This is a genomic window from Arthrobacter citreus, assembly GCF_038405225.1.
Lineage (GTDB): Bacteria > Actinomycetota > Actinomycetes > Actinomycetales > Micrococcaceae > Arthrobacter_B > Arthrobacter_B citreus_A.
In genome coordinates, this window is record NZ_CP151657.1 from 2,410,587 (window position 1) to 2,429,023 (window position 18,437).

The 18,437-nt window shown below is 64.6% G+C and carries 20 protein-coding genes and 1 riboswitch; of the genes, 8 read left to right on the forward strand and 12 right to left on the reverse strand.

The features are described 5' to 3' along the window. Nucleotides 1-21 precede the first annotated feature (21 nt). The 3 genes from sdhA to AAE021_RS11130 all read left to right on the forward strand — a co-directional run bounded on the left by sdhA (nt 22) and on the right by AAE021_RS11130 (nt 3,487). Nucleotides 22-1,788 (forward strand): succinate dehydrogenase flavoprotein subunit, encoded by a 1,767-nt coding sequence (sdhA, locus tag AAE021_RS11120; RefSeq protein ID WP_342022395.1) that lies wholly within the window; start codon nt 22-24, stop codon nt 1,786-1,788. After that, complete coding sequence (locus AAE021_RS11125; protein WP_342022396.1) at nt 1,788-2,564, forward strand: succinate dehydrogenase iron-sulfur subunit; 777 nt, start codon at nt 1,788-1,790, stop codon at nt 2,562-2,564. The genes sdhA and AAE021_RS11125 overlap by 1 nt, the downstream gene beginning before the upstream one ends. Before the next feature lie 131 nt (nt 2,565-2,695). Then, entirely contained in the window at nt 2,696-3,487 is a 792-nt protein-coding gene (locus tag AAE021_RS11130) for an alpha/beta hydrolase family protein (RefSeq protein WP_342022397.1), read from the forward strand. Nucleotides 3,488-3,501: 14 nt separating this feature from the next. Here AAE021_RS11130 and AAE021_RS11135 read toward each other — a convergent pair whose 3' ends face one another. The 6 genes from AAE021_RS11135 to AAE021_RS11160 all read right to left on the reverse strand — a co-directional run bounded on the left by AAE021_RS11135 (nt 3,502) and on the right by AAE021_RS11160 (nt 7,836). After that, the gene (locus AAE021_RS11135) at nt 3,502-4,080 is read right to left on the reverse strand and encodes a 2'-5' RNA ligase family protein (RefSeq protein ID WP_342022398.1); all 579 of its coding nucleotides are present in this window, start codon (nt 4,078-4,080) and stop codon (nt 3,502-3,504) included. A 3-nt stretch (nt 4,081-4,083) separates the two neighbouring features. After that, the gene (gene trpS, locus AAE021_RS11140; RefSeq protein ID WP_342022399.1) at nt 4,084-5,118 is read right to left on the reverse strand and encodes a tryptophan--tRNA ligase; all 1,035 of its coding nucleotides are present in this window, start codon (nt 5,116-5,118) and stop codon (nt 4,084-4,086) included. 10 nt (nt 5,119-5,128) lie between these two features. Beyond that, nucleotides 5,129-5,977: an exodeoxyribonuclease III gene (locus AAE021_RS11145; RefSeq protein ID WP_342022400.1), complete on the reverse strand. Its 849-nt coding sequence runs from the start codon at nt 5,975-5,977 to the stop codon at nt 5,129-5,131. 96 nt (nt 5,978-6,073) lie between these two features. Beyond that, a complete protein-coding gene (locus tag AAE021_RS11150; RefSeq protein WP_342022401.1) occupies nt 6,074-6,589 on the reverse strand; it encodes a hypothetical protein in 516 nt (171 codons plus the stop codon). A 71-nt stretch (nt 6,590-6,660) separates the two neighbouring features. Next, nucleotides 6,661-7,023, reverse strand: coding sequence for a VOC family protein (locus AAE021_RS11155; RefSeq protein ID WP_342022402.1), 363 nt, complete (start codon nt 7,021-7,023; stop codon nt 6,661-6,663). Between the two features lie 60 nt (nt 7,024-7,083). Further along, entirely contained in the window at nt 7,084-7,836 is a 753-nt protein-coding gene (locus AAE021_RS11160) for a glucose 1-dehydrogenase (RefSeq protein ID WP_342022403.1), read from the reverse strand. Between the two features lie 161 nt (nt 7,837-7,997). On the opposite strand from AAE021_RS11160, the gene AAE021_RS11165 reads away from it, so the two are divergent. Next, complete coding sequence (locus AAE021_RS11165) at nt 7,998-8,552, forward strand: O-acetyl-ADP-ribose deacetylase (protein WP_342022404.1); 555 nt, start codon at nt 7,998-8,000, stop codon at nt 8,550-8,552. Here AAE021_RS11165 and AAE021_RS11170 read toward each other — a convergent pair. The 5 genes from AAE021_RS11170 to glyA form a co-directional block, all read right to left on the reverse strand. Further along, nucleotides 8,515-9,363 (reverse strand): ABC transporter permease, encoded by an 849-nt coding sequence (locus tag AAE021_RS11170; RefSeq protein WP_342022405.1) that lies wholly within the window; start codon nt 9,361-9,363, stop codon nt 8,515-8,517. The genes AAE021_RS11165 and AAE021_RS11170 overlap by 38 nt on opposite strands. After that, nucleotides 9,360-10,265, reverse strand: a complete 906-nt coding sequence (locus tag AAE021_RS11175; RefSeq protein WP_342022406.1) for an ABC transporter permease — start codon at nt 10,263-10,265, stop codon at nt 9,360-9,362. Before AAE021_RS11175 ends, AAE021_RS11170 begins: the two co-directional genes overlap by 4 nt. Further along, entirely contained in the window at nt 10,258-11,223 is a 966-nt protein-coding gene (locus AAE021_RS11180; RefSeq protein WP_152222232.1) for an ABC transporter ATP-binding protein, read from the reverse strand. The genes AAE021_RS11175 and AAE021_RS11180 overlap by 8 nt, the downstream gene beginning before the upstream one ends. A gap of 39 nt (nt 11,224-11,262) precedes the next feature. Further along, nucleotides 11,263-12,156 (reverse strand): bifunctional methylenetetrahydrofolate dehydrogenase/methenyltetrahydrofolate cyclohydrolase, encoded by an 894-nt coding sequence (locus AAE021_RS11185; RefSeq protein WP_342025393.1) that lies wholly within the window; start codon nt 12,154-12,156, stop codon nt 11,263-11,265. 131 nt (nt 12,157-12,287) lie between these two features. Next, a complete protein-coding gene (gene glyA, locus AAE021_RS11190) occupies nt 12,288-13,571 on the reverse strand; it encodes a serine hydroxymethyltransferase (RefSeq protein ID WP_425362393.1) in 1,284 nt (427 codons plus the stop codon). A gap of 104 nt (nt 13,572-13,675) precedes the next feature. Further along, a riboswitch (ZMP/ZTP riboswitch) is annotated at nt 13,676-13,763 on the reverse strand. Between the two features lie 106 nt (nt 13,764-13,869). On the opposite strand from glyA, the gene AAE021_RS11195 reads away from it, so the two are divergent. After that, nucleotides 13,870-15,051 (forward strand): NAD(P)-binding domain-containing protein, encoded by a 1,182-nt coding sequence (locus AAE021_RS11195; protein WP_425362394.1) that lies wholly within the window; start codon nt 13,870-13,872, stop codon nt 15,049-15,051. Here the strand turns inward: AAE021_RS11195 and AAE021_RS11200 are convergent. Continuing rightward, the gene (locus AAE021_RS11200; RefSeq protein ID WP_342022409.1) at nt 14,978-15,514 is read right to left on the reverse strand and encodes a GNAT family protein; all 537 of its coding nucleotides are present in this window, start codon (nt 15,512-15,514) and stop codon (nt 14,978-14,980) included. The genes AAE021_RS11195 and AAE021_RS11200 overlap by 74 nt on opposite strands. Nucleotides 15,515-15,559: 45 nt before the next feature. On the opposite strand from AAE021_RS11200, the gene purU reads away from it, so the two are divergent. The 3 genes from purU to AAE021_RS11215 all read left to right on the forward strand — a co-directional run bounded on the left by purU (nt 15,560) and on the right by AAE021_RS11215 (nt 18,299). Beyond that, the gene (purU, locus tag AAE021_RS11205) at nt 15,560-16,450 is read left to right on the forward strand and encodes a formyltetrahydrofolate deformylase (protein ID WP_342022410.1); all 891 of its coding nucleotides are present in this window, start codon (nt 15,560-15,562) and stop codon (nt 16,448-16,450) included. A 94-nt stretch (nt 16,451-16,544) separates the two neighbouring features. After that, nucleotides 16,545-17,087: a gamma carbonic anhydrase family protein gene (locus tag AAE021_RS11210; protein WP_342022411.1), complete on the forward strand. Its 543-nt coding sequence runs from the start codon at nt 16,545-16,547 to the stop codon at nt 17,085-17,087. Nucleotides 17,088-17,189: 102 nt separating this feature from the next. Further along, nucleotides 17,190-18,299 (forward strand): Gfo/Idh/MocA family oxidoreductase, encoded by a 1,110-nt coding sequence (locus tag AAE021_RS11215; RefSeq protein WP_342022412.1) that lies wholly within the window; start codon nt 17,190-17,192, stop codon nt 18,297-18,299. Nucleotides 18,300-18,437: the final 138 nt, after the last annotated feature.

Here is an 18,437-nt window from a genome sequence, read left to right on the forward strand (position 1 = left end):
TCAACAGAAAGAGCATCTGGTATGCAGGTCCATAAGTACGACGTCGTAATTGTCGGCGCCGGCGGCGCCGGTATGCGTGCCGCCATTGAATCCGGCCAGCGCGCACGTACGGCGGTACTGACCAAGCTGTACCCCACCCGCTCGCACACTGGTGCGGCTCAGGGCGGCATGTGCGCAGCACTGGCCAACGTCGAAGAAGACAACTGGGAATGGCACACCTTTGACACCGTCAAGGGCGGTGACTACCTGGTGGACCAGGACGCAGCGGAGGTCATGGCCAAAGAGGCCATCGACGCCGTGCTGGACCTGGAAAAGATGGGCCTGCCGTTCAACCGCACGCCCGAAGGCCGCATCGATCAGCGCCGCTTTGGCGGCCACACCCGCGACCACGGCAAGGCACCGGTCCGCCGTGCATGCTACGCAGCTGACCGCACCGGCCACATGATCCTGCAGACGCTGTACCAAAACTGCGTCAAGCACAATGTGGAGTTCTACAACGAGTACTACGTGCTCGACCTGCTGACCGTCACCGACAGCTTCGGCCAGAAGCGCGTTGCCGGCGTCGTGTCCTACGACCTCGCCAGCGGCGAGCTGCACGTCTTCCAGGCCAAGTCAGTGGTGTTCGCCTCCGGCGGCGCCGGCAAGGTCTTCAAGACCACGTCGAACGCGCACACCCTGACCGGTGACGGCATGGGCATCGCGTTCCGCCGCGGCATCCCCCTGGAAGACATGGAGTTCTTCCAGTTCCATCCGACAGGCCTCGCCGGTCTGGGCATCCTGCTTTCCGAAGCAGCCCGCGGAGAGGGCGCGATCCTGCGCAACTCCGAGGGTGAGCGCTTCATGGAGCGTTACGCCCCCACCATCAAGGACCTGGCGCCGCGTGACATCGTGGCCCGTTCCATGGCCAACGAAGTCCGTGAAGGCCGCGGCTGCGGCCCGAACAAGGACTACGTCCTCCTGGACCTCACGCACCTGGAACCGGCGCACATTGATGCCAAGCTCCCGGACATCACCGAGTTCGCCCGCACCTACCTGGGTGTGGAGCCGTACACGGAGCCGGTGCCGGTCTTCCCGACCGCGCACTACGCCATGGGCGGCATCCCGACCAACATCAAGGCCGAAGTCCTGCAGGACAATGACACGGTCATCCCCGGCCTGTACGCAGCCGGTGAGGTTGCCTGCGTTTCCGTGCACGGTTCCAACCGTCTGGGCACCAACTCGCTGCTGGACATCAATGTCTTCGGCAAGCGCGCCGGCATCTATGCCGCCGAGTACGCGCTGACCGCTGACTTCGTGGATCTGCCGGAGAACCCGGAATCCGCCACCATCGAGTTGCTGGACCTGGTCCGCAATTCCGAGGGCACCGAGCGGGTTGCGGAGATCCGCCGGGACCTGCAGAACACCATGGATGCCAACATGCAGGTGTTCCGCAGCGCGGACACCCTCAACCAGGTGCTGACCGACATTGCATCGCTCGAGGAGCGGTACAAGAAGATCAGCGTCCAGGACAAGGGCAAGCGCTTCAACCTGGACCTGCTGGAAGCCGTGGAACTGGGCTTCCTGCTGGAACTGGCCAAGGTGATGACCGTGGCAGCGCTGCACCGCGAAGAATCACGCGGCGGGCACTTCCGCGAGGACTTCCCCGAGCGCGACGACGAGAATTTCATGAAGCATTCAATGGCGTACAAGGTTGACGAAGCCGCCAACGCCGAGCACACCGCGGGCATTCGACTGGACACCAAGCCGGTCATCTTCACGCGCTACGAGCCGATGGTGAGGAAGTACTAATGACAACGGAAATTGCGGAGCCGGCCTCCAAGATTGATCTGCCGGAATCTGTGGGCGGGGAAATTCCCTCGTTCGAAATCACGCTCAAGGTCCGCCGTTATAACCCCGAAGTATCCGACGAAGGATACTGGGACGAGTGGAAGCTGACCATGTACGGCACGGACCGTGTGCTGGACGCACTGCACAAGGTCAAGTGGGAGCATGACGGTTCCGTCTCCTTCCGCCGCTCCTGCGCCCACGGCGTCTGCGGTTCCGATGCCATGCGCATCAACGGCCGCAACCGCCTGGCCTGCAAGACGCTGCTGAAGGACTTGGACACGTCCAAGCCCATCCTCGTGGAACCCATCAAGGGCCTGCCGGTGGAGAAAGACCTCATTGTGGACATGGAGCCGTTCTTCCAGTCCTTCCGCGAGGTTATGCCGTTCCTGGTCAGCAAGGGCCACGAGCCCACGAAGGAGCGCCTGCAGTCCCCCGAGGACCGTGAGCGCTTCGACGACACCACCAAGTGCATCCTCTGCGCCGCGTGCACGTCCTCCTGCCCGGTGTTCTGGACCGACGGACAGTACTTCGGTCCGGCTGCCATTGTGAATGCGCACCGCTTCATCTTCGACTCGCGTGACGACGCCGGAGACATGCGGTTGGAAATCCTGAACGACAAGGAAGGCGTGTGGCGCTGCCGCACCACCTTCAACTGCTCGGAAGCATGCCCGCGCGGCATCCAGGTGACCAAGGCCATTGCCGAGGTCAAGCAGGCCATCCTGAGCCGCTCGATCTAGCACCGCCCGGCCTCACAGGGCCCAAAAGGCGGCGTCCGCAGTCCACCAGGGCTGCGGACGCCGCCTTTCCCGTGCCACCACTCCTGTGCCGCCCCTCTTGCGGGCGGCGCCCCCGTCCCTAAGGTATGTCCATGCCCACGTTTGAATCCGTTTCCTTTCCCGGCGTCAACAACACGACGCTCGCCGGCACCATCGACGTGCCCGACGGCGAAGTCCGGGGCTGGGCGGTGTTTTGCCACGGCTTCACGCTGGGCAAGAACAGTGCTGCCGCCTCACGGATCTCCAAGGCCCTGGCCGGGCACGGCATCGGCGTCCTGCGCTATGACGCGGCCGGCCTTGGCGGATCCAGCGGCGCGTGGGAAGACGGTACGTTCAGCACCAAGGTGGCGGATATTTCCAGTGCCGTGAGTTTCCTGCGCGGACAGGGACGCGCCCCGTCCCTGCTGATCGGGCATTCCCTCGGCGGCGCCGCCGTCCTGGCAGCGGCGCCGAAAATTCCGGAGCTGGACGCCGTGGTGACAATTGCCGCCCCGTTCCGCCCGTCCCATGTACTCCACCTGTTCGAGGAGGAAATGGACACCATCCGGCAACGGGGGTCTGCTCAGGTGGATCTGGGCGGGGGAAGCCTGCAGATCCGGGAAGAGCTTCTGGATGATTTGTCCGCGCATGACTTGTCCGGGTGCATCGCCGGCCTGCACCTGCCCCTGCTGGTGATGCACTCCCCCACCGACAACACCGTGGGCATTGATAACGCCAGCGAGATTTTCTCCGTGGCAAGGCACCCGAGGAACTTCATATCGCTCGAGGGCAGTGACCACCTAATGGTGGACCGGGCCCAGACCAGCCGGGCCGCGGACATCATCGCCGCCTGGGCAGCCGTTTATCTGTCACCCTCGGACAACGGGGCTCCCGGGCAGGACTAATCCGCCGTTTCCGGTTACCCCCGAAGGACGACTTCCTCACGGGGCTTCCACAGCCCGGTGGCGTCATGTTCAAACAGGCCAATGGTGTTCACGGTGAAGCGGGCCTCGTAATGGCGCAGGGTGTGCATGGCATTGTCCATGCCCGCTTCGCTGACGTCGTGGGCCACCGTGACATGCGGATGGTAGGGAAACGGCAGGTCCCGGGCCAGCGGACCGCTCTGCATTTCCTTGTGCAGGGCCGTGCACTCGTCATAGCCTTCGTCGAGCTGCAGGTACACCACCGGCGATACGGGACGGAACGTCGCGGTGCCGCGCAGCGAGACATCAAAGGGTGCGTGGCTGGCCGCCACCCGGCGCACATGCTTGGCCGTGGCCTCCCAGTCATCAGTCTCCGTGGTGGTCACGAGCGTGATGTGCGCCGGAATAACGGCTGCCATGGGATCGCCAAAGGAGGCCCTGGCGCGGCGCAGTTCCGTGGCCATCGGCTCGGGCACCCCGATAACAATCCCCACACAGGTGCAATCGGGCGCACTGGTGCCGCCGTCGACGCCCGCGGCGGCATCTGCAAGGATCATCGGATTCCAGGAACTCATCGGTCAGACCGTGGTGGAACCCATGGGTAGGAAGCCCACTTTGCTGTACACATCGGCAAGTGTAGCCGATGCGCTTTCGCGGGCCTTGGAGGCACCCACGGCAAGAAGACGGTCAAGCTCCGCCGGGTCCTCGAGCAGGTACAGTGCGCGCTCCCGGATTGGACGGACGTGCTCGGTGACTGCCTCGGCCAGATCAACCTTAAGATGGCCGTACATTTTCCCTTCGTATTCCTTCACCAGGGTGTCAATGCTCCGTCCGGAAACCAGGGAGAAAATGGACAGCAGGTTGGAAACGCCGGGCTTTGAGCCGCGGTCAAACCGGATCTCGGCACCGTCGTCGGTGACCGCGGACTTGATGCGCTTGGCGATCACCTTGTCCGGGTCCAGCAGGTTGATCAGCCCGGCGGGAGATGCCGCGGACTTGGACATCTTCGCCGTCGGGTTCTGCAGGTCGTAGATCTTTGCGGCTTCCTTCTGCACAAACACCTCGGGAACCGTGAAGGTATCGCCGTAGCGGGAATTGAACCGCTTGGCGAGGTCCCGGCTGAGTTCCACGTGCTGGCGCTGGTCCTCGCCCACGGGGACGCCGTGGGGGTTGTACAGCAGGATGTCGGCAACTTGGAGGATCGGGTAGGTGAACAGGCCAACGGACGCCGAGTCGGCCCCGAATCGCTGCTGCTTGTCCTTGAACTGGGTCATCCGGGATGCTTCACCGAATCCCGTCATGCAGTTCAGGACCCAGGCGAGCTGGGCATGCTCGGGGACCTGTGACTGCACGAAGAGCGTGGCCTTGTCCACGTCCACACCGCCGGCGATGTACTGCGCGGCGGTAACGCGGGTGCGCTGGCGCAGGTCTGCGGGGTCCTGGGGCACAGTGATGGCGTGCAGGTCCGGGATGAAGAAGTATGCGTCGTACTCCTCCTGGAGCCGGACCCAGTTCACCAGCGCGCCGAGGTAGTTGCCCAGGTGCAGGGAATCTGCGGAGGGCTGCATTCCCGAAAGGATGCGCTGGCGCCCGGAGGCTGTGGATGTGCTCATGTGTTTATCCTCAGAACTGGTAGTCGACCACTACGGGGGCGTGGTCCGAGAAACGGCTGTCGTAGGTGGCGGCCCGGTCAACGACGGCGGACACGGCACGTTCTGCCAGTCCGGGGGTGGCCAGCTGGTAGTCAATGCGCCAGCCGCTGTCGTTATCAAAGGCCTGTCCGCGCCAGGACCACCAGGTGTACGGGCCGGGAACGTCACCGGCCAGCTTGCGGGCCACGTCGGTGTAGCCGATCTCCTCGCCGAAGAACCGGTCGAAGTAGGCACGTTCCTCCGGAAGGAAACCTGCACGCTTGACGTTGCCCTTCCAGTTTTTGATGTCCAGGGGTGTGTGTCCAACGTTCAGGTCCCCCACCACCAGCACGAAGTCGCTCTGCTGCTTCAGCGCCGGCAGGCGTTCGGTCATGACGTCCAGGAAGCGGTACTTGTCCACCTGCTTGGGGGTGTCAACCTCACCGGAATGAACGTAGGCGCTGACCACGGTCAGCAGCTTCTCGGCACCGTCAACCGGAACCTTGAAGTCGGCCTCCACCCAGCGTCCGGACAGGGCAAAGTACTCATCACCAATGTGTTCGCGGGTTGCTGCCGGGGCTGTCCGTGAGGCAATCGCCACACCGGCCCGGCCCTTTGCTTCGGCTTCGGCATGCAGGATGTGCCAGTCGTCACCAAGAAGTTCCCGGACCAGTGCGTCGGGGGCGCGGACCTCCTGCAGGCAGAGGATGTCCACATCCCGCTCAGCCAGCCAGTCGGCCATGCCGCGCTTGTAGGCGGCGCGGATACCGTTCACATTCACCGTTGCAATGCGCAGTGCTTTTGCGGGACGGGCGGATTCTTCTGCTGATGCCAAACTCACGCGAATAACCATACTCCTCAGTAGCATGCGGTTCATCTTTGACCGCGGGCCGCAGCCCGGCCGGGCAGGCGGTTGTGGGGAAAGCGGTCGGACCTCTTAGTCCACCAGGGTGCCCTCGACCGGGCCGCTGTCGTCCTTCTTGATCATGGAGCGCGCGTTGTGCGAGGTGATTTCGATCGTTTCCAGCGCCCGGCTGACCTGGTCCTCATCCTTGCCGAGGTTCTCCCGGATGACCCGGGACTGCACCTGGATGATTTTGAAGCTGTGGTCCAGTTTCTGGTCCCGGATAGTGGTGGACTCGTCAATCACCTGCACCGGGGGGTTTCCTCCCGCGGCACGGGTCAAAGTGTCCTGTGCTTCAGCCAGTTTTGCTCCGGCCTTGCGGGCGGCACCGCGCACGCTGAACACCACAAAGGTGAACAGGCACAGCCACCCCAGGGAGATGATGACAACCAGCCATCCGACGACGTCGTTCTCATTTGCCGCAAACACCACGGCCACCAGGAACACGAGCAGCATGAGGGTCATGCCGAAGGTTGCCATTTTTTGGCTTACTCCACGGCGGGCTTTGGACGAGGACTGCGGCATCTTGCCGTTCGGGAGCGACTGCATGGCTTCATTGTCTCAAACTCTCAGCCCCGTCCGCTAAACCGTCCACCCGGGGCGAAATCGAGGCGTTGCGTTCACCACGCCACGAGGCAGAACGGGTGACCGGCGGGGTCCAGGAAAACCCTGAAGGTTTCGGTGCCGCTGTCCATGCTGGTGGCGCCGCGGGCAAGCACCTGAGCCTCGGCCAGGTCAAGGTCGGCCACCTTCACGTCCAAGTGCAGCTGCTGCGGTATCTCCTGGCCGGGCCATTGCGGCGGCGTGTAGCCGGAAACCTTTTGGAAGGCGAGCGCGGGCCGGTCCGGGGCGTCGCCGATGGTGATCCAGGACCCGTCGTCGTCGTGCTCCAGCCGGATCATGCCCAGCAGGTCCTCGTAAAAGGACGCCAGCGAATCCGGGTTGGGGCAGTCAAAGACCGTGGCATGCCAGGATCCGATCATCAGCGTTCTCCTTCAGTGGATGGGGGGCTCAGGGGCGGCGGAGTTCACTGCAGCCGCAGCTTACTGCGTGGTGTAGGCCCCGTCCACGGCGTACTGTGCCCCGGTCACGAAGGCAGCCCGGTCGGAGAGCAGGAACAGGACAACCTGCGCCACCTCATCCGCGGTGCCGAGCCGTCCCGCGGGATGCATTCCCACCAGTGATGCATAGGCCTCCTCCGGGAGGGCCTCGAGCAGCGGGGTGTCGATGTAGCCCGGATGCACCGAGTTGATGCGGATGCCCTGGTTGGCGTAACCCAGGGCGGCGGCGCGCGTCATTCCGGTCACCCCGTGTTTGGCTGCCACGTAGGGAACCGCGGTAGCGGACCCGACCAGGCCAAGGATGGATGACATGTTGACGATCGACCCGCCGCCGGCCTTCTGCATTTCGGGGATTTGGTAATACATCCCGTAGAACACCGAGTTCAGGTTCACGTCGATGACCCGCCGGTAGCCCTCCAGATCGATTTCCGTCACCAGGCCCAGAGGCCCGCTGATGCCGGCGTTGTTGAAGGCCAGGTGCAGGCCGCCGAATTCGCTGACGGCGGTGCCCACGGCGCCTTTGACGTCATCGGCGCTGCCCACGTCTCCGACTGACGGCACTGCCGTTCCCCCGGCCTCCGATATGGAGTTGACCACCGCCTGCGCGGCTTCCAGGTCCAGGTCGTTGACGACGACGTTGGCGCCTTCAGCGGCCAGCGCGATCGCCGTGGCTTTGCCGATTCCCGACCCGGCGCCCGTCACGAGGGCCGTTTTTCCCGCAAACTGGTCAGCCATAATTACTCCTCCGGTTTTTCGTCCGGGCATCGCCGGGCGTCATGGGTTTGGCTTGTGTCCCATGATCCGGTCCGCCCTCCGGTTTCGGAAGATCCGGAGCCGCGTGCAGCCGCTTCGCCCGCTAACTGGCCGGCACCGGCGGCCGGTGGAAGACTGGCCGGATGCAGATTCGCATCAGTAACGGAGACATCACCGCCAGCACCGCCGACGCCATAGTGAACGCGGCCAATTCCTCGCTGCTGGGCGGCGGAGGCGTGGACGGAGCCATCCACCGCGCAGCGGGACCCCGGCTGCTCGCAGCATGCCGGGAACTGCGCGCGGGAGACTGGGCAGGCGGCCTGCCTGTTGGGGAGGCGGTGGCCACTCCCGGCTTCGACCTTCCGGCCCGGTGGGTCATCCACACCGTTGGCCCCAACGCCCGGGCCGGGGAAACCGACCCGGAGCTGTTGGCATCCTGTTTTCGCCGGTCCCTGGATGTTGCCGAAGAGCTCGGCGCCGAGACGGTGGCCTTCCCCGCCGTCAGCGCCGGGGTTTACGGCTGGAACCCGGCAACCGTGGCCGAGGTGGCCCTGCGGACGGTACTGGACTATCCGGCCCGTGCCGTGAAGTCCGTGGAGTTCGTGCTGTTTGGCGAACCCGCCGAGCATGTTTTCCGCAGGGCGTGGCAGGAACTGGCTGCTACTTCAAAAACAGGGACCGAAGACGACCCGTCGTGACCACCAGGCCCAAACCAATCATGACCACGAAGTACAGCAGGTGTCCGGCGGTTGCCCAGGTCAGCATGCCAACGCTGAGCTGCCGCATCATTTCCACTCCGTGCCAGAGCGGCATGGCCTGGATCACCCATTGGAGGCCCTGGGGGTACACGCTCAGCGGATAGAACGTTGCGGAGAACAGGAACATGGGCAGCATGACAAAGTTCACCCAGTCCAGCTGCTGAAAGGTCTTCATGTAACTGGTGATGGCCATGCCGAAGGAGGCAAACCCGAAGGCCACCACCACGGCCGCGGGAATCATGAGCAGCGCCCAGGGAGAGGTCACCAGCCCCATGGCAGCCATGACAGCCGTAAAGCCCGTTGCGTACATGGCACCGCGCAGCAGGGCGAGAAGGATTTCCCCGAGGGCGACGTCGAGCGGCCCCAGGGACGTGGCCAGCATGCCTTCATAGAGCTTGGCGTAGTTGAGCTTGAAGAAGACGTTCATGGTGGAGTCGTACACCGCTCCGTTCATTGCTGAAACGGCCAGCAGTGCCGGGGCAATGTAGTTGGCGTACCCGATTTCCTCACCGCCCGGGCCGGCAACGGTACCAATCAGGGAACCCAGGCCAATACCCATGGCCACCAGGTACAGCACCGGTTCCACGAACCCGCTGATCATGATGGACCAGTTGCTGCCCCAGGTGGCCTTCAGCCCGCGGGCGAAGACGGAGCGGATGTTTCGGGCATAGAGGGACCCCAGGAAACGGCCCTCCGGGTCCAGCTGGGCGGGCGCCAGGCGCGGCGGCGCCGTCGTGTTGTCCGTGGTCATTTTCCCAGCCTCCGGGTGAAGTTCCGGCGTGCCAGCACCCAGCCGACAAAGCCGAGGACCAGCAAATAGCCCACATGGACAGCGGTGAGTGCCGGTGGCTCGGCGTAGCCGTAGCTGAGGATCCGTCCAAGCTCGGTGGAGTGCCACAGCGGAGAAATCCAGCCGATCCAGCGGATGGCCCCGGGCAGGGATTCCAGCGGAAAGAAGGTGCCGGAGAACAGGAACAGCGGCATCACGATGAACCGCTGCACCATCGCGAACTGCCCCTTGTCTTCCACCAATGACGCACTGAAAGCCATGAGCGACAGCCCGAAGGCCACACCGCCGAGAATCGCGGTGAAAATCATCAGCCACGCTGTGGCGGGCTGTTCCACTGCGCCGAAGAGCAGCAGGAACAGGAAGTACGTGCCGGTGGTGATGAGCAGCCGGACCGAGAAACCGATCAGGTGCCCGTCCACCAGCTGGTTGCTGGAAAGCGGCGACGCGTTGGGACCGTAATAGGTGCGGTGCCATTTGAAGCCGCCCATGACCGTGTAGGTGTTTTCTTCGCTGGCCACCATGATGGCTGCGGTGGCCAACAGGGCAGGTGCCACGAAGACGAGGTAGGAGACCGTGGTCCCGTCGCCGGCGTCGAACGCCGCGTCACCGGTGTCCACCAGCGACGCCAGGCCCACGCCCATGCCGAAGAGGTACACCAGAGGGGTCCCCACCGCGGTCATGAGCACGGTCCACCCGTAGCCGCGCATCCGCCGGATCCACATTTCGGCGTAGTAGAAGGCGCCGAAGCGCCTCGCCCGGGACGCTGTTTGCTCCGGTGTCAGCGGAGAACGCAGCCCCAGCACAGCATGCTGGCCTGCACCTGCTTCCCCCACCGGCTTGCCTGAAAGCTGCCGCTCAGTCAATGAGGCTCCTGCCGGTCAGCCGAAGGAACACGTCTTCGAGGGATGAGCGGCGCACCAGCGAGGTGATGGGACGCAGTCCGCGGGAGCTGACCGCCTCCAGGGCGGCCTCGCCGTCGTCGGCATAGATCAGGACGCGGTCCGGGAGGGTTTCGATCCGGCTCCCGATTCCTTCCAGTTCGCCGGCCACCGTTGTATTGCGCTCAGAACCGAAGCGCAGTTCCAGTACCTCCCTCGTGGAATGCTCACGGATCAGGGCAGCGGGTGATCCTTCCGCCATGATCTTTCCCTTGTCCACCACCACCAGTCGGTCGCACAGCTGCTCCGCTTCGTCCATGTAGTGGGTGGTCAGGATCAGCGTGACGCCGGCTTCCTTGAGCCGGAACAGCCGGTCCCAGAGGATATGGCGCGCCTGCGGGTCCAGTCCCGTAGTGGGTTCATCCAGCAGCAGGATCTTGGGGTCGTTAATGAGCGACCGGGCGATGGTCAGCCGCCGCTTCATACCGCCGGAGAGCGAATCCACCCGGGCCCTGGCCTTGTCCGTCAGCTGGGCGAATTCCAGCAGCTCATCAGCCTTCGGTCCCAGATAGCTCTTGGGCAGGCCGAAGTACCGGCCGTAGGCCAGGAGGTTGTCGCGCACGCGCAGGTCTTCATCCAGGTTGTCCTGCTGCGGCACCACCCCCAGGTGGGCACGCACCTCGGGCCCGTACCGGTCCGGGTCCAGGCCCATGATGGTGAGGTCCCCGGAGGTGCGCGATGACACGCCGCCGATCATTTTCATGGTGGTGGATTTGCCGGCGCCGTTGGGGCCGAGGAGCCCAAAGGACTCCCCTGCCGGGACGTCGAAGCTGATGCCGTCAACGGCGTGGAAATCGCCGTAGGTCTTGCGGAGGTTCCGGGCCGAAATGACGGTGGAGGAGGCGGTCTTGGGGACAGTCGGGGCTGATGTGATCTGCGGCACTCGAACAGCCTAGTGCACCAGCCCCGACCTGAGGAACAGTTAGGCGAGGATGCCCGCTGCGCGCTCGGCTGCCTCCACAACGTTGGACAGCAGCATGGCCCGGGTCATGGGACCCACTCCGCCGGGGTTCGGCGAAATCCAGGATGCGACGTCGGCCGCTGCCTTCTCCACATCGCCGGTGAGGGTGGTCTTGCCGGTCTCGGGATCGGTGACCCGGGTGACCCCCACATCCAGGACAATCGCGCCGGGCTTGAGGTCCTCGGCCCGAATCATTTCGGGGAATCCGGCGGCAGCCACCACCACATCGGCTTCCTGCAGGTGCGTGTAGAGGTCCACGGTCCCGGTGTGCGCCAGGGTGACGGTCGCGTTGATCGGGCGCCGGGTCAGCAGCAGGCCCAGCGGCCGGCCCACGGTGACGCCGCGGCCCACCACCAGCACCTTTTTGCCGTTGAGCGATATGCCGTTGCGCACCAGCAGCTGCACGATTCCGTGCGGAGTGCAGGGCAGGGGCGCCGTCATGGGTTCGCTGACGTTCAGCACCAGGCGTCCAAGGTTCACCGGGTGCAGGCCGTCGGCGTCCTTCTCCGGAGCGATCCGCTCGAGGATGGCGTTGGTGTCGATGTGCGCCGGCAGCGGAAGCTGGACAATGTAGCCGGTGGTGGCCGGATCCGCGTTCAGCTCATCGATGACCTGTTCCAGGCCTTCCTGGCTGATGTCTTCCGGCAGGTCGCGGCGGATGGAGTTGATGCCCACCTGCGCGCAGTCCTTGTGCTTGCCGCCAACGTAGGAATGCGAGGCGGGGTCGTCGCCCACCAGGACGGTTCCCAGCCCCGGGGTGATGCCGTGTTCGTCCTTCAGGACGGCAACGCGCTGCGCCAGTTCATCCTTGATGTCCTTTGCTGCCTTGCGTCCGTCCAGGATCTGCGCAGCCACGGGAGTACCGAAGTCGGTCCTCTCCTTCTTCTCCCAGGCCAGATTCACGCCGCTTTCCTCGGAGCTTTCCGGGGTGTCGGTGTTATCCGTTGTGATGGAGCCTTCCATGTTGCTTCCCTTTTCCATGCTCGTTACCACTCTTCCTGTCCCGGGTACAGCGGGAAATTCTCAGCAAGCGCGGTGACCCGCGCCCGCAGTGCGTCGACGTCGGGGGATGGTTTCAGGGCGGCCGCAATAATTTCGGCCACCTCGGTGAACTCCGGGGCACCGAAACCGCGGGTGGCCAGGGCGGGGGTGCCGATGCGCAGCCCGGAGGTGACCATCGGCGGGCGGGGGTCGAACGGAACCGAATTGCGGTTCACGGTGATTCCCACGGAGTGCAGCAGATCCTCGGCCTGCTTGCCGTCCAGGGCCGAGTGGCGCAGGTCCACCAGGATCAGGTGCACATCGGTTCCGCCGGTCAGGACGGAAACGCCGTGCTCCGCCACATCGGGTGCGGTGAGCCGGTCGGCAATGATCCGGGCGCCTTCCAGGACCCGTTCCTGCCGTTCCCGGAACTCTTCGGATCCGGCGATCTTGAAGGCCACGGCCTTGGCGGCAATGACGTGCATCAGCGGTCCGCCCTGCTGGCCCGGGAAAACGCTGGAGTTCAGCTTCCTGCCGTACTGTTCCTTGGCCAGGATGATGCCTGAGCGGGGGCCGGCCAGAGTCTTGTGGACCGTGGACGTGACGACGTCGGAGGCGGGAACCGGGTTGGGGTGCAGTCCGGCGGCCACGAGACCGGCGAAGTGGGCCATATCGGTCCACAGGTACGCGCCAACCTCATCGGCAATGGAACGGAATGCGTCGAAGTCCAGGTGGCGGGGGTAAGCGGACCAGCCGGCCACAATAACCTGCGGGCGTTCCGCAAGCGCCTGCTCCCGGACCTTGTCCATGTCCACCCGGTGCGTCTGCTCGTCCACGCCGTAGGCGGCAACTTCGTAGAGCTTGCCGGAGAAGTTCAGCTTCATGCCGTGGGTCAGATGCCCGCCGTGGGCCAGGTTCAGGCCCATCAGCTTTTCGCCCGGGGTGATCATGGCGGCGAGCGCAGCTGCGTTGGCCGAGGCTCCCGAGTGCGGCTGGACGTTCGCGAACTCGGCTCCGAACAGGGCCTTTACCCGGTCGATGGCCAGGTTCTCGGCAACATCAACATGTTCGCAGCCGCCGTAATAGCGCCGGCCGGGATAACCCTCGGCGTATTTGTTGGTCAGGACGGATCCCTGGACCTCAAGGACCGACCTCGGGGCGAAATTCTCCGAAGCGATCATTTCCAGGGTGTTGCGCTGGCGTGCCAGCTCATCATTCAGGACGGCGGCAATTTCCGGGTCGACGTCGGATAGCTTCGCGTCGGTCACGGGTTGGGTGGACAGTCTCACGAGGATCTCCTGGGAAAGGGGTTCTATGGGTCAGGCTACCTGCCGGCACTCCCGCGCTCTGGAAACAACAAAGCATCCGGGCATGGCAGACAGACGGTGGCTTGACCTCCGGCCCAGGCGTGCGATCCGTGGTCTGTGATGCTTGGCCGCTCCCTGGTGGTGGCCCACCTAACGCCAGTTGCGACATTTTTATCGTAGCGGATCACATCGGCCGGACACCCAAATGCGTCGAAACCGGACTCATGGAATAGGCGGCGGGGGCGAGCGGGTTGAACCAGGCAGCAGACCATGATGAAGGATGGGCATCTTGATAAAGGACGGGCAAGTGGCGCAGGACCAAACGGTGGACGTTGCGGTCATTGGCGCCGGCCAAGCAGGGTTGAGCGCCGCGTATTACCTGCAGCGCCGCGGACTCGCAGCCGGAACCGGGTTCGTGGTGCTGGACGCCAACGAAGGACCCGGCGGTGCTTGGCGGCACCGCTGGGATTCGCTGACCCTGGGGTCCGCCCACGGCATTCATGACCTGCCAAATCTGGCCCTGGGCACCCCTGATCCCCGGGAGCCGGCGTCGTCAGTTGTCAGCCGCTACTACGGAAGCTACGAGGCTGAGTTTGGATTGCAGGTGCAGCGTCCGGTCCGGGTGCTGAAGGTCAGCGGGAACGACGCCGAAAACGACGACGGCGGCGGCCTGCTGCGGATCGATACGGACCGCGGGTCCTGGCGGGCGCGGGCCGTTATCAACGCGACCGGAACGTGGGACAAACCCTACTGGCCCAGCTATCCGGGCCAGGAAACCTTCCGCGGGCTCCAGCTGCACACCCATGATTTTCGCAGCGCCGGGGACTTCACCGGCCGCCGCGTGCTCGTGGTCGGCGGCGGAACATCGGCAGTCCAGTTCCTGCTGCAGCTCAACGACGCCGGCGCGCAGACAGTGTGGTCCACCCGCCGCCCGCCCGAGTTCACCCGGACACCCTTCGACACGGAATGGGGCAGGGACGTCGAGCAGCGGGTCAGCGGGCGCACCCGCGCCGGGCTTCCACCGCTCAGCGTTGTGGCGGCCACCAAGCTGCCGCTGACGCCCCAGTATGAGGCGGGGATCGACGCCGGCGTCCTTATCTCCCGCGGCCCGATTACCCGGATCACTGCGGACGGGGCCGTTTTTGCCGACGGCAGCGCCGCCGGGGCCGACGTCATTCTCTGGGCCACGGGCTTCCGTGCGGCGCTGAACCATCTGGCTCCCCTGCATCTGCGCGAGCCCGGAGGCGGTATCCGCATGAACGGTCCGCAGGTGGAGAAGCTGCCGCAGCTGTTCCTGGTGGGCTACGGCGAGTCGGCGTCGACGCTTGGCGCCACAAGGGCGGGGCGGGCGGCAGCCCTGGCAGCATTGGACCTGCTAGGTCCGGCTGCTACTCCACGTCCTCCCAGGAGAACTCCGTCCGAATCCCCTGTTCCCAGTCGCGGCGCAGCACTGCGTACGTAACCGACGCAATCCTGGTGCCGTCGTCAAGCAGCCAGTCCTCCCGGTAATGGGCTTCCTTGAGGAACCCGGACCGGAGAAACGTTTTACGCATCGCCACATTGTCCTCGCGGGTCCTGCCCGCAAACCGGTGCGCCTGAGGCTGGCTGTCGAAAACCAGCCCGGTCAAGGCCTGGAGAACCGGGACCCCTACCCCCTGTCCCCGGGCTTCCTCCACCAACCGCAGGTCAAAGGTGGGGCACTGGCTCTGCAGCCGTTCCACTATGGCCAGTCCCAGCCGGTGGTTGTCCCCGTACACCCAATAGGTGCGGACGTCGTCGGCTTCGAACCTGCCGTCCATAATGAGCTGACGCACCAGTTCCTCCGACGGAGCGGTGATCCGGTGGTACGGAAAGCTGTTGGTGGTCAGGAACTTGACCAGCTCTTCGACATCCTTATCGGAGAGCGGCATGAAAGTTACGTCCATTTCCTTAGCCTAAGGGAGTGCCGCACGGACGGGTAACCTTGAAGGGTGACCGACATTCCCGCTTCCCCGGCAGCCTCAGCCGCACCCTCCAAAGCTCCCGCCTACACCCTGACCCTGTCCTGCCCGGACCAGGCAGGAATAGTGCATGCCGTATCCGGCGGCCTTGTTGCGGCGCGGGGAAACATCACCGAATCCCAGCAGTACGGCAGCCCGGAAACGGGAACGTTCTTCATGCGGGTCGATTTCACGGCTCCCGGTTCCCACGCCGAGGTGCGGGAAACCCTGGCTCCGGTAGCGCAGGCGTTTGGCATGGAGTGGCAGCTGCACGCCGCCGGAGCGCCGGTGCGAACGCTGATCATGGCTTCGAAGTCCGGACACTGCCTGAACGACCTCCTTTTCCGGCAGCGCGCCGGGACACTGCCCATCGAGATCCCGGCCATCGTTTCAAACCACCAGGACCTCGCCGGGCTTGCCGCCTTCTACGGCGTCCCGTTCCACCACATCCCCGTTCTGCCCGGCGGCAAGGAGGCCGCTGAAGCCCAGCTGCGCGGACTGATGCAGGATCTGGATATTGAGCTGGTGGTGCTGGCCCGCTACATGCAGATCCTCAGCAACCAGCTGTGCCGGGATCTCTCCGGCCGCGCCATCAACATCCATCATTCCTTCCTGCCCTCGTTCAAGGGCGCCAAGCCATACCATCAGGCACATGCCCGCGGCGTGAAGCTCATCGGCGCCACTGCGCACTACGTGACGTCGGATCTGGACGAGGGACCCATCATTGAGCAGGAAGTCATCCGGGTGGACCACGCCCGCTCAGCGTCACAGCTGGTAGCGCTCGGCAGCGACGTCGAAGGCCGGACGCTCTCGAAGGCCGTGCAGTGGCACGCCGAGCACCGCGTCCTGCTGGACGGAAAGCGGACCATCGTTTTCAACTGAGGTGAGCACCCTTCTCCGGGGTGCGCGGTTGCCGTGCGGCGCAACCGGCGAAGGCCTCACCGCCGTGTGCGGGGTGTCCGGCTAGGCTGGCCCCATGGCTTACGTTATTTCGCTCCGGGGCCGGACCCCGGACATCGACTCTTCAGTTTTCCTCGCTCCCACAGCGTCACTTATCGGTGATGTTTTGATGGCGCCGGGATCCAGTGCCTTCTACGGCGTCTGTGTCCGCGGGGACTCCAATTCTATCCGCGTTGGTGCCGGCAGCAACCTGCAGGACAACGTGGTGCTCCATGCTGATCCCGGGTTCCCGACCACTGTGGGTGAGCGTGTCAGCATCGGCCACAATGCGGTGGTCCATGGCTGCACCATCGAAGACGACTGCCTCATCGGAATGAGCGCCACGGTCATGAACGGTGCAGTCGTGGGTACCGGCTCCCTGGTCGCGGCCGGCGCCGTGGTGCTGGAAGGGACCGTTATTCCGCCCCGGTCCCTGGTGGCCGGCGTTCCCGCTAAGGTCCGGCGCCAGCTCACCGACGAGGAATTTGCCGGAGTGCAGGCCAATGCCGCCAATTACCTCGTGACCGCCGCCGCTCACCGTGATGCGCTGGAAGTTGAGCCGGAGGCCAGCAGCCAATAGCGGGTGTGCGGGCCCGGGGTTGGGTTCGAATGTTGACGGCTGCCGCGGGCCGGGGTTTAGCTGTAGCAACCCAACTGTGCGTGTTTCTCAGAGAAGAGGACCATGAACGCCCCGCACATTCCCGTCCCGCCGTGTGCAGTCCCGGGGGCACCCAGCCCGGTTCGGAAAACCGGACGAACACTCCGCTGGGGCGTGGTCTCAACGGGCAACATTGCAGCCAAAGTCACCGAGGACATCGCGCGGCTGGAGGATGCGGTCCTGCAGTGCGTGAGCTCCCGCCATGAATCCTCTGCCGTCGAGTTTGCCGACCGGTTTGGAGTCGCGCGCGCCTGCTTCGACAACCCCCGGGCCACCGGATATGCGCAATTGGTTGAGGATCCCGAAGTGGACGTTGTCTACGTCGCGGCTCCCCAGCCGCAGCACTATGAAATATCCAGGGCGGCTCTGCTGGCCGGTAAAAACGTGCTCTGTGAAAAGTCGCTCACCACCAACGCCCGGGAAGCGGAGGACCTCATAGGAATTGCGTCCACCCGGGGGCTCTTCCTGATGGAGGGGGTATGGACACGGTTCCTGCCCTGTGTTAATCGGGTCTGGGAAATCCTCGCCAGCGGTGAACTGGGCGACGTTCAATGGGTGCAGGCGGACCTGGGGTTCCCATCCGGTCCCGGGCCTGAAGGCCGGGCTTCGGATCCAGAGACAGATCCTGAGACAGGTGCCGGAGCGCTGCTGGACCTTACGGTGTACCCGCTGACGCTGGCCGTGGGAGCCCTCGGATTCCCGGAAAGTGTGTCGGCTGTCGGCGCCATCACCGGGACGGGTGTCGACCGGCAGAATGCCCTGCTTCTAACCTATCCCTCCGGTGCCTCGGCGCAGCTGATGTCATCGCTTGTCTCCCTCGGCACCCGCACAGCCACCATTTCCGGAGCGAAGGGATGGCTGCGGACCGGGGCGCCGCTTCACAATCCGGTGGAGCTCACCGTTGCCCCCTTCCATGGCGACCAGCGGGTGGAGCGGTTTCCGCAGGTGGGCAACGGCTATACGTATGAGCTGCGCGAAACCACCCGCTGCATCCAATCAGGGCTCCCCGAGTCCCCCACCATGAGCTGGGACCATTCCCTGCAAACCATGCGGCTTTTTGATGACGCCCGCACCCAAATGGGAGTGCATTACCCGAACGACGGCGTTACCGTCCGTCCACCCGTCCGTCGTTGAATCGCCGTCGCTGAATCGCCGTCGTTGAATCGCCGTCGCTGAATCACCGTCGCCGAACCGCCTGACCGTTCTCAGGACAGCGCGGAGAAAGCGGCCCTGCACAAGCAGGACCGCTTTCGTCAACCGATACCAAGGCCG

Bases quoted from the DNA above. Each gene is read 5' to 3' on its own strand.
- AAE021_RS11160 (WP_342022403.1), bottom strand. From the start codon at position 7,836: ATGGCTGACCAGTTTGCGGGAAAAACGGCCCTCGTGACGGGCGCCGGG.
- trpS (WP_342022399.1), bottom strand. From the start codon at position 5,118: ATGAGCACATCCACAGCCTCCGGGCGCCAGCGCATCCTTTCGGGAATG.
- sdhA (WP_342022395.1), top strand. From the start codon at position 22: ATGCAGGTCCATAAGTACGACGTCGTAATTGTCGGCGCCGGCGGCGCC.
- AAE021_RS11215 (WP_342022412.1), top strand. From the start codon at position 17,190: ATGAACGCCCCGCACATTCCCGTCCCGCCGTGTGCAGTCCCGGGGGCA.
- AAE021_RS11130 (WP_342022397.1), top strand. From the start codon at position 2,696: ATGCCCACGTTTGAATCCGTTTCCTTTCCCGGCGTCAACAACACGACG.
- AAE021_RS11200 (WP_342022409.1), bottom strand. From the start codon at position 15,514: ATGGACGTAACTTTCATGCCGCTCTCCGATAAGGATGTCGAAGAGCTG.
- AAE021_RS11195 (WP_425362394.1), top strand. From the start codon at position 13,870: ATGGGCATCTTGATAAAGGACGGGCAAGTGGCGCAGGACCAAACGGTG.
- AAE021_RS11150 (WP_342022401.1), bottom strand. From the start codon at position 6,589: ATGCAGTCGCTCCCGAACGGCAAGATGCCGCAGTCCTCGTCCAAAGCC.
- AAE021_RS11135 (WP_342022398.1), bottom strand. From the start codon at position 4,080: ATGAGTTCCTGGAATCCGATGATCCTTGCAGATGCCGCCGCGGGCGTC.
- AAE021_RS11210 (WP_342022411.1), top strand. From the start codon at position 16,545: ATGGCTTACGTTATTTCGCTCCGGGGCCGGACCCCGGACATCGACTCT.
- AAE021_RS11155 (WP_342022402.1), bottom strand. From the start codon at position 7,023: ATGATCGGATCCTGGCATGCCACGGTCTTTGACTGCCCCAACCCGGAT.
- AAE021_RS11170 (WP_342022405.1), bottom strand. From the start codon at position 9,363: ATGACCACGGACAACACGACGGCGCCGCCGCGCCTGGCGCCCGCCCAG.
- AAE021_RS11165 (WP_342022404.1), top strand. From the start codon at position 7,998: ATGCAGATTCGCATCAGTAACGGAGACATCACCGCCAGCACCGCCGAC.
- AAE021_RS11125 (WP_342022396.1), top strand. From the start codon at position 1,788: ATGACAACGGAAATTGCGGAGCCGGCCTCCAAGATTGATCTGCCGGAA.